10 protein-coding genes are annotated in these 9,001 nt (G+C 42.4%); 7 read left to right on the forward strand and 3 right to left on the reverse strand.

Annotated features, from left to right (window positions below):
• Positions 1 to 14: 14 nt before the first annotated feature.
• Together AR335_RS05535 and AR335_RS05540 are read right to left on the reverse strand one after the other, a co-directional pair.
• Entirely contained in the window at positions 15 to 212 is a 198-nt protein-coding gene (locus AR335_RS05535; protein ID WP_062232901.1) for a KGG domain-containing protein, read from the reverse strand.
• Positions 213 to 367: 155 nt separating this feature from the next.
• Entirely contained in the window at positions 368 to 673 is a 306-nt protein-coding gene (locus tag AR335_RS05540; RefSeq protein ID WP_062232906.1) for a DUF3243 domain-containing protein, read from the reverse strand.
• 401 nt (positions 674 to 1,074) lie between these two features.
• Between AR335_RS05540 and AR335_RS05545 the strand changes: the two genes are divergently transcribed.
• On the forward strand, positions 1,075 to 2,355 hold the full coding sequence (locus AR335_RS05545) for an ArsB/NhaD family transporter (RefSeq protein WP_053357189.1): 1,281 nt from the start codon (positions 1,075 to 1,077) through the stop codon (positions 2,353 to 2,355).
• A 39-nt stretch (positions 2,356 to 2,394) separates the two neighbouring features.
• Here the strand turns inward: AR335_RS05545 and AR335_RS05550 are convergent, their stop codons facing one another.
• The gene (locus AR335_RS05550) at positions 2,395 to 3,054 is read right to left on the reverse strand and encodes a L,D-transpeptidase (RefSeq protein ID WP_062232909.1); all 660 of its coding nucleotides are present in this window, start codon (positions 3,052 to 3,054) and stop codon (positions 2,395 to 2,397) included.
• A gap of 241 nt (positions 3,055 to 3,295) precedes the next feature.
• Here AR335_RS05550 and AR335_RS05555 point away from each other — a divergent pair, with 241 nt between their 5' ends.
• The 6 genes from AR335_RS05555 to AR335_RS05580 all read left to right on the forward strand — a co-directional run bounded on the left by AR335_RS05555 (position 3,296) and on the right by AR335_RS05580 (position 8,881).
• Positions 3,296 to 4,447, forward strand: a complete 1,152-nt coding sequence (locus tag AR335_RS05555) for an acyl-CoA dehydrogenase family protein (protein WP_062232912.1) — start codon at positions 3,296 to 3,298, stop codon at positions 4,445 to 4,447.
• 140 nt (positions 4,448 to 4,587) lie between these two features.
• Positions 4,588 to 4,809: a hypothetical protein gene (locus AR335_RS05560; RefSeq protein ID WP_053357192.1), complete on the forward strand. Its 222-nt coding sequence runs from the start codon at positions 4,588 to 4,590 to the stop codon at positions 4,807 to 4,809.
• Between the two features lie 157 nt (positions 4,810 to 4,966).
• Positions 4,967 to 5,281 carry a metal-sensitive transcriptional regulator gene (locus tag AR335_RS05565; protein WP_234293208.1) on the forward strand — a complete coding sequence of 105 codons (315 nt, stop codon included), beginning with the start codon at positions 4,967 to 4,969 and terminating at the stop codon, positions 5,279 to 5,281.
• A gap of 24 nt (positions 5,282 to 5,305) precedes the next feature.
• Positions 5,306 to 5,512: a copper chaperone CopZ gene (copZ, locus tag AR335_RS05570; protein WP_053357194.1), complete on the forward strand. Its 207-nt coding sequence runs from the start codon at positions 5,306 to 5,308 to the stop codon at positions 5,510 to 5,512.
• An 87-nt stretch (positions 5,513 to 5,599) separates the two neighbouring features.
• A complete protein-coding gene (locus tag AR335_RS05575; protein WP_062232914.1) occupies positions 5,600 to 8,017 on the forward strand; it encodes a heavy metal translocating P-type ATPase in 2,418 nt (805 codons plus the stop codon).
• A 12-nt stretch (positions 8,018 to 8,029) separates the two neighbouring features.
• Complete coding sequence (locus AR335_RS05580) at positions 8,030 to 8,881, forward strand: hypothetical protein (RefSeq protein ID WP_062232916.1); 852 nt, start codon at positions 8,030 to 8,032, stop codon at positions 8,879 to 8,881.
• Positions 8,882 to 9,001 lie beyond the last annotated feature (120 nt).

Raw genomic sequence — 9,001 nt, forward strand, 5'->3', positions numbered from 1 at the left:
TAAGGGCTGATTTTTTAATCATTATGGCGGGCTTTTCCGCCCTTGCTTCCGATATCTTCATAAAATTCCCGATCATGATTTTTTGAGGTAGCATTGCCGCCTTTTTTCCCGATCTCTTGATAAAACTCCTTGCTGTGAGTGCGGGAAGTAGCGTCTCCGCCTTTCTTTCCAGCTTCTTCTCTAGAGATGTTGTGGTTATTGTTCTTGGCCATTTGGAATCACTCCTTCAGTAGAATTAATTTTAATTTGGCCTTGGTTTTCTGTTCCCTATGAAATTTTTCTTAAACATAGGATCAAAAGTATTTATACTGGAGGAATCTAAAAAAGAGCACCGGATAAGAATCCGGTACTCTTACAACTCTTACTGTTAATCTACCAGGCGTACCAGCATATGAGCGAGTGCATGCTGCTGATCTTTGTCTCCTACTTTCCAAAGTTCCTGAAGGAGTTTTTCTTCAGAGTTTCTAGGGTCTTCATGTTCAGCAAGATATCCAGCTACTTTTTCAGCGGCTTTCGCCAGCTGCTCTTCACCTAATCCTAACTTTTGGCCTTTACTGACTTTGTCTGATAAGTATCCTTTAAATTCCTCAAAATCCTGTAAAATTTGATCTTTCTTTTCGGAGTCCATATTTGCTACTTTCTCGTCCACATTGTTCACGTGCGTGTTAGCCATTTTGTATTCCTCCTAAAAGTTGAGATATAAGAGTAGTACCCGATTTTTTATAAAACGAACCCTGAAATTCATAAAAAGACATGACAGAAGTTATACAAATATCCTACAAATTAATTTCATGATGCTGCGGTTTTTGGAGAAGTTCTTCTCTCCGGCTTGCCTTTTTATCACGAAGTTTTTCATTTTCTTCCCCAACAAATTTAATACACATATTCCATTCTTTTAAGGATTTAAAACAAAAAGGGAGGAGGAAAAAAAGACCATACAAAGGAATTGTATGTTAGCAATATTGCAAAAACCATTTACCCATTCAACGGTAATGAAGTATTATTTTAGTTAAGGTTTGAGACAAGTGTGCCGCTAGCACTGGTTTTCCGTAATGATAAATGGAGGAGAAGAATATGGGACAACAAGCAATTATAGCGCTCAGCATATTTTTAATTACATATGGCTTAATTATTTCTGAAAAAGTTCACCGTACTATTATTTCCATTCTTGGGGGAGCCCTTATGGTAGCTCTTGGCGTCATTGACCAGGAAACGGCCATTCATCATATTGATTTTAATACGATCGGTCTTCTCGTCGGTATGATGGTTATTGTAACCATTACGGCGGAAACCGGATTATTCAAATTTATTGCGATATGGGCGGCAAAAAAAGTAAAAGGAGATCCGGTCAAGACCCTCATTGCGTTAGGTTTGATTACAGCTATCGGTTCGGCCTTTCTTGATAATGTGACGACGGTTCTGCTCGTTGTACCTGTTACCTTCAGCGTAACAAGAAGGTTAAACCTCAATCCGATTCCTTTTTTAATGACTGAGATCTTCGCGTCCAATATCGGCGGAACAGCAACGATGATTGGTGACCCGCCCAACATTATGATCGGCAGTGCGGTAAAGGAGCTCACCTTCTTGTCCTTTATTGATAATCTTGCTTTAATCTGCGGGATCATTTTAGTGATCACAATAGTCATCATGGCTATCTTTTATAAAAAAGGACTCAAAACTAAACCTGAGTTAGTAGAAAATCTGATGAGGCTTGATGAAAAGAAAGAAATTGTAGACCATAAGCTGCTCCGTAAGTGCTTGCTCGCACTTGCGATTACCATTGGCGGATTCTTCCTGCATCAGTTCATTCATGTGGAAACCGCAACCATTGCCTTGTTTGGTGCCTTTCTACTCTTGTTACTGGCAGGTGAAAAACACCTGGAATATGCTCTCGAAAAAGTAGAATGGACCACGCTGTTTTTCTTTGTGGGATTGTTTGTTATTGTAGCAGGGCTGGTTGAGACCGGGATTATTGCAAGTGTGGCTAAACATGCGATGGAGTGGACAGGCGGAGATTTAAAGGCGACGACTTTCTTAATCTTATGGATGAGCGCGATTGCTTCTGCTTTCGTGGATAACATTCCGTTTGTTGCGACGATGATTCCGATGATTAAAGAAATGGGGCATATGGGAATCACAAACCTTGAGCCCTTATGGTGGAGTTTGTCACTCGGAGCCTGCCTTGGCGGCAACGGAACCTTGATCGGTGCGAGTGCCAACCTTGTGGTTGCCGGACTTGCGAGTAAAGAAGGCTATCATATTTCGTTTGTTAAATATTTGATCATTGGATTTCCCTTGATGATTTTATCCATTCTTATATCAAGTGTTTATGTTTATCTTCGGTATCTTATGTAAAAGGAAGAAACTCTCCCAATACAGGGAGAGTTTCTTTTTTTATTGTGCGGTTACGTAACCATATTGTCCAGCAATTACAGGGAACGATTTGACTGTATTTGTAATAATGACGGTGGTTTGAAGAGTGATCTGATCAAAAAGCCACCTTACCTCTTCGTTATGCATTCTGATGCAGCCGGAAGAAACATGCTGGCCGATGGAGCTTTCATTGTTGTTTCCGTGAATGGCATAGGAGATTTGAGGGTTTACGGATAAGCCCATCCATCGGTCGCCGAGCGGATTCTTAGGATCGCCTCCAGCAATATGTTCTTTATAATAGGGTCTGTTTTTAATCTTATTGGCAATTTTATAGATTCCCTGGGGAGTGGGGGTCGAAGATTTACCTGAAGCAATTGAAAATGTTTTTACAAGCGTCCCGTTTTTATAATAGGCGAGCTCATTGCTATGAAGGTTAATGATCAATAGCGGATAGGCAGAAGGGCTTTTTACCTCTTGGTTCGTTTCCTTATCTGGAGATGGTGTTGGGTTCACCGGTGGTTTTTGAATTTTTTCATGATTTTCTTTTTGCTCAACAGGAGGATACTTGGCTGAAGGATGAACGGATTTCGGCGAGCTAAATGAGGAGTGCTGATAGAAATAATAAGAAAAAGCAAACAGCCCAATGGTTAGAAATACAAGAATTCGGTATCTGAGTTTCACACAGTTGATGTCCTTTCTATGGATGAAATATAAGAATTGGATGATAAATAAAAAGATCCATCCTATTTCATTAGACGTCATCAGGCACGGAATGGTCTCTGTCCGAAATAAAAATGAGCAAAGCGCCTAAGAACAAAGCATGAAAGTTGCGAAGTGTACATAAACGAAGTAGGGTAAATATAATAAAACAGAGTTTTTCTACACAAAAACTATACTATTAAAAGGCAGTTGGTGAGACAAAATGGAATTTATCCATACTGAATTTCAGGCTCGCTGGATGAAGAAATTACATGAGCTTAGTGAGAGATTTGCAGAGCGCGCTCCCGAACATGATCAGCAAGGCACTTTTCCATTTGAGAATTTCAAGGAATTGGGGGAATCCGGTTACTTATCCTTGACCGTCCCTAAAGAATACGGAGGACAGGGGATCAGCCTTTATGACTATATCCTGTTTCAGGAACAAATCGCCCGCGGAGACGGTTCTACGGCATTATCAATAGGATGGCATCTTGGTGTGGTTATGGACTTGTCTGAGAGAAAACCATGGGATCCTACAGTCTTTGAGAAACTCTGCAAACGCATTGTGCATTCTCGAAGTTTGATCAACCGTGCTTCCACTGAACCGGCAACAGGAAGCCCGACTCGAGGCGGGAAACCTCAGACGATTGCCGAACAAAAAGGGGATCAATGGATCTTAAACGGAAGAAAGTCCTTTACTTCCATGGCTCCTGCTCTTGACTATTCCATTGTGTCAGCTTCGGTCAAAGATTCAGACCAAGTATCTTCATTTCTCGTGTCACATAAACTTCCGGGTGTTTCCATTGAAGATAAATGGAACACGCTGGGCATGCGGGGAACTCGGAGCGATGACCTGGTTTTAAAAGATGTGGCCGTTGAACGGAATGATCTTGTAGAAACGGCCGATCAGGAGAATAATCAGCAGCTTCCAAAAGCCTGGCTTCTTCACATCCCGGCATGTTATATCGGAATCGCCAGAGCTGCCCGCGATTATGCGGTTTCCTTTGCAAAAAATTATAAGCCTAACAGCTTGAAAGGACCAATAAGTGAAGTTCCTGAAGTGCAAAGAAAAATAGGATTGATGGATTTGGAGCTGTTAAAAGCAAGACAGCTCATGTACGGAGTCATTGAACAATGGGAAAGGTATCCTGAAAAACGCCAGTCTATCGGAAATGCACTGGCTGCGGTAAAATATTCAGCGACAAACAGTGCAAACGAGGTGGTGGATCTGGCGATGAGAATCGTTGGAGCACACAGTCTGTTTCAGGATAATCCCATGCAAAGGTACTATCGCGATGTGCGCGCAGGTCTTCATAATCCGCCGATGGATGATGCTGTGATTTCCATGTTTGCAAGAAATGCCTTGAATGATTGATTAACAGGAAAAAGGGAGATCAAAAGTTGTGATCTCCTTTTTTTGTTTTGGAAAATATTGTTTGGTTTTAAAGAAAGGATAATGACAATAAAGCGCAGAATATGTTGTATACAGGAACATCTTGAAAAGGGGTGGACAGGATGGAACGCAGTTCTGCAAATCAAGCGGCAAATCTCATTGGTGATGCAGCGGTACAAATGCTGCACAGCAAAGGGCTTTTAGTGGTCAGTGAAGAGGAATGGTCAACTCTTCAGCAGGAAATGAATACCTCAGAGCTAGAGATCAGAAGATTGAAAAAAGAATTGCTTCGCTATGCAAGAAAAATCGCAACCTGGAAAACCTTTGGTAAATCGTGCAGTTAAGGTAAGAGCACTCTTATTTTGGACTTTTTGCTGAAATAAGAGTATACATACAAAAAAAGGGGAAGAGTAAATGAGAAATTATTTTACTCTGTTCTTTACCTCTTTACATAGGGTAGGGGGGTATGGTAATATTAAGGGGAAAAGGAGGCTGGTTGATTTGGAAATTCAAGAACATGAATCACACTGTTCAACAGAAAGAAAAAGCCACCATTCTGATAAAATGAAAAGCAACCTGGTGACCCGTTTAAATCGTATTGAAGGACAGATTCGGGGGGTAAAGGGTATGATTGAACGTGATACGTACTGTGATGATGTTCTTACCCAATTATCAGCCATTCAGTCAGCGCTAAATAGTGTCGGGAAACTGCTTCTTGAAGGACATATGAGAAGCTGTGTTGTGGAAAGAATCCAGGAGGGCGAGCTGGAAGTGATCGATGAGCTCTTGGTAACTGTGAAAAAATTAATGAAATAAATCATACATCAGGGAGGTATAGTGATGGAGAAAATCATGTTGAATGTAAAAGGAATGTCTTGCGGACATTGCGTCAATGCTGTAGAAGGAAGCGTAGGGAAATTAAACGGTGTTCATCATGTTAAAGTACAGCTGGAGGAAGGTACCGTTGAAGTAGAGTTTGATTCCACAAAAGTTAATCTTGAAGAAATTAAAGAAACCATTGATGAACAAGGATACGATATTGCCTAATTGAAAGGACCAAAATGGACCGTGCTTAAACAGCACGTTCTCTTTTGGAAATGAATATACCCTATAAGGGTATAGGAGGGTATTCTTATGAGTGATAAATCAAAAGAAATGAGTATCCCGATTTCTGGCATGACTTGCGCTGCCTGTGCATTGAGAATTGAAAAAGGCCTTAAAAAAATGGATGGTGTTTCTGATGCAAACGTGAATTTTGCTCTGGAAAAATCAACAGTGGTTTATGATCCTGAATTAGCAGGGCCGAAAGATTTTCAACAGAAAATCAAAGATCTCGGCTATGATATTGCGGGAGATAAAGTGGAATTCAATATAAGCGGAATGACCTGTTCTGCTTGTGCTGCTCGAATTGAAAAAGGGTTAAAGAAACAGAATGGCATACTGGATGCGAATGTGAACTTAGCGCTGGAAACAGCCACGGTCAGTTACCAGCCTTCTGAGATATCTGTTTCTGAAATGATTAAAAAAGTAGAAGACCTTGGATATGGGGCAAGTTTGAAAGAGACAGACGGAAATAAGGCTGCTGATCTCAGAGAAAAGGAAATTCAGAACCAAACCGGCAAGTTCCTGTTTTCACTTATTCTTTCTTTGCCACTTTTATGGGCCATGGCCAGCCATTTTTCGTTCACTTCCTTTATCTATCTGCCTGATATGTTCATGAATCCATGGGTTCAGCTCGCTTTGGCAACGCCCGTTCAATTGATTGTAGGGAAACAATTTTATACAGGTGCATATAAAGCATTGAAAAATAAAAGTGCAAATATGGATGTACTCGTTGCATTGGGTACATCCGCCGCTTATTTTTACAGCCTTTATTTGACCATACAGGCAGCAGCCAATGCCAATAACATGCCTGAACTCTACTTTGAGACTTCGGCTGTTCTCATCACCTTGATTTTACTCGGTAAATTGTTTGAAGCGAGGGCAAAAGGAAGATCTTCTGAGGCCATAAAAAAACTGATGGGACTTCAGGCAAAAACAGCGCTTGTAATCCGTAACGGAGAAGAGCTGGAACTGCCATTGGAAGAAGTTGTAGCAGGAGATGTTGTTTCAGTCAAACCAGGTGAAAAAATCCCGGTTGACGGAGAGGTTGTTGGAGGCTATTCTGCTGTCGATGAATCCATGCTGACAGGGGAAAGTGTCCCTGTTGATAAAGCATCAGGAGACACGGTCATTGGAGCAACGATCAATCGTAATGGTTTTTTGAAAATCAAGGCAACGAAGGTTGGAAGAGATACAGTGTTATCCCAAATCATTAAAGTGGTGGAAGAAGCACAGGGCTCAAAAGCACCGATTCAGCGCTTAGCAGACAGAATTTCTGGGATTTTTGTTCCGATTGTCGTCGGTTTGGCTGTTGTAACCTTTCTCATTTGGTTTTTCTGGCTTGTACCCGGAGATTTTTCAGGAGCTCTTGAAAAACTGATTGCCGTTCTTGTCATCGCCTGCCCATGTGCGCTCGGTCTGGCAACCCCGACATCGATCATGGCCGGATCGGGACGTTCAGCTGAGTTCGGCATTCTTTTCAAAGGCGGGGAGCATCTAGAAAATACACACCTGATCGATACCATTATTTTAGATAAAACAGGAACAGTCACGAACGGAAGACCGGTTTTAACAGATATATTGCCTGCTTCAGGGCTTTCTGAGCAGGAGCTGTTAGTTCTTGCTGGTAGCGCTGAGAAAAATTCAGAACATCCTCTCGCCCAGGCAATTGTTGAGGGAATGACGGAACGGGACCTCATGCCTCTTTCCTCCAGCAGATTTGAAGCCATACCCGGACACGGTATCAAGGCTGTGGTCGATGGAAAAAGAGTACTTATAGGTACAAGAAAGCTGTTGAATGATCATGATATACCACTGCAGGCTATTCTTGAAAAAATGGAAGAGCTGGAAGAGCAGGGCAAGACGGTGATGCTCGCAGCTATAGATGGAGAGTACAGCGGGATGGTTGCTGTGGCCGATACGATAAAAGAAACATCCAAGGAAGCCATCAGCCGTTTAAATGCGATGAACATTGATGTATGGATGATTACCGGAGACAACACAAGGACCGCAAAAGCGATTGCCGATCAGGCTGGCATCGAGCAGGTTATTGCAGAAGTGCTGCCAGAAGGAAAGGCTGAAGAAGTGAAAAAACTTCAGCAGAAAGGCAGAAAAACAGCAATGGTAGGTGACGGTATAAATGACGCACCAGCACTTGCTGCAGCTGACATCGGGATGGCAATCGGAACAGGCGCGGATATAGCGATGGAAGCAGCTGATATTACCTTGATCCGCGGTGATCTGAACAGTATTGCTGACGCTATTTTTATGAGCAAGCGCACGATACGGAACATTAAACAAAATCTTTTTTGGGCGTTTGCTTATAATGCACTTGGCATCCCAATCGCTGCCAGCGGGTTTTTGGCTCCGTGGCTCGCAGGGGCTGCTATGGCATTCAGCTCGGTATCCGTTGTATTGAACGCGCTTAGGCTTCAAAAAATTAAACTGTAGAGGTGAGTTTTGATGAAAAGCAAAATCATCCGCAACTGGGTGCTGTCTGCTGTTGGTATCCTCATTCTGATCATGGCCGGCTATGCTGTTTATGACGTTTTAGAAGGCAAGGACGGGAAGAGGGAGCAGGCCGGCCATCAAGGTGGTCATTCAGAAATGCCTGGCATGGAACATGGGAATAAACATGGAGAACATGATGGACATAGTTCAGGTGATTTGGCCAAAAGTGAGGTTAAGCCATCCGTCAGCTACAAGGATGGTGTCATTTCGATTCAGTTAAAAGATCAAAAAGGCAGGCCTTTCGATGAGCTGGAGGTCAATCATGAAAAGCTGATGCACTTCATTCTGGTCAGCGAAGATTTAAAACAATACAATCACCTTCATCCTCAAAAGACCAGTAAAGGCTCGTTTGAAGTAAAGCACAGACTGCAGCCTGGAACCTACAAAGCATTTGTAGACATCAAGCCCAAAAATAAAGCTTATGCCGTTGCCCCGTTGAAAATTGAAGCGGGAAGCCATGGAAATCATACTCACCAGCCAGAATTGAAGGCAGATACCACCTTTTCAAAAACAATTGTTGGACACAAGGTATCATTGACGCCAAAAGAATTTAAAGCTGGCCAGCCTGTTACGCTGCAATTTAGCATGGGTGATGCAAAACCTGAACCTTATCTTGGAGCACGTGGCCATGTTGTGGTCTTAGATCATACAGGAGAAAAATATGTCCACGTTCATCCTTCCACTCCTGAAGATACAAAATTTGAGACGGAATTTGAGGAACCTGGACTTTATAAATTGTGGGCGGAGTTTAAGATCAATGGGAAAGTGATCACCTATCCATTCATTATTGGAGTGAAGAAATAGCAGAATAAAATGGGGCTGTCCAAGAAGTCTGTAAGCTGTTGATTTCCGTTCCAGGCTGCTCGCTTTCCGCGGGGCGTGCGGTGAGCCTTACCGGCGTGAACGCCTACTTTTTGGTGCAAG

It is taken from the genome of Fictibacillus sp. FJAT-27399, from assembly GCF_001510655.1.
In the GTDB taxonomy this organism is placed as follows: domain Bacteria; phylum Bacillota; class Bacilli; order Bacillales; family Fictibacillaceae; genus Fictibacillus_C; species Fictibacillus_C marinisediminis.

What these genes read in the sequence shown, in the direction of transcription:
- AR335_RS05575 (WP_062232914.1), top strand. Translation starts at nt 5,600, where the DNA reads ATGAGTGATAAATCAAAAGAAATGAGTATCCCGATTTCTGGCATGACT.
- AR335_RS05540 (WP_062232906.1), bottom strand. Translation starts at nt 673, where the DNA reads ATGGCTAACACGCACGTGAACAATGTGGACGAGAAAGTAGCAAATATG.
- copZ (WP_053357194.1), top strand. Translation starts at nt 5,306, where the DNA reads ATGGAGAAAATCATGTTGAATGTAAAAGGAATGTCTTGCGGACATTGC.
- AR335_RS05555 (WP_062232912.1), top strand. Translation starts at nt 3,296, where the DNA reads ATGGAATTTATCCATACTGAATTTCAGGCTCGCTGGATGAAGAAATTA.
- AR335_RS05535 (WP_062232901.1), bottom strand. Translation starts at nt 212, where the DNA reads ATGGCCAAGAACAATAACCACAACATCTCTAGAGAAGAAGCTGGAAAG.
- AR335_RS05580 (WP_062232916.1), top strand. Translation starts at nt 8,030, where the DNA reads ATGAAAAGCAAAATCATCCGCAACTGGGTGCTGTCTGCTGTTGGTATC.
- AR335_RS05560 (WP_053357192.1), top strand. Translation starts at nt 4,588, where the DNA reads ATGGAACGCAGTTCTGCAAATCAAGCGGCAAATCTCATTGGTGATGCA.
- AR335_RS05545 (WP_053357189.1), top strand. Translation starts at nt 1,075, where the DNA reads ATGGGACAACAAGCAATTATAGCGCTCAGCATATTTTTAATTACATAT.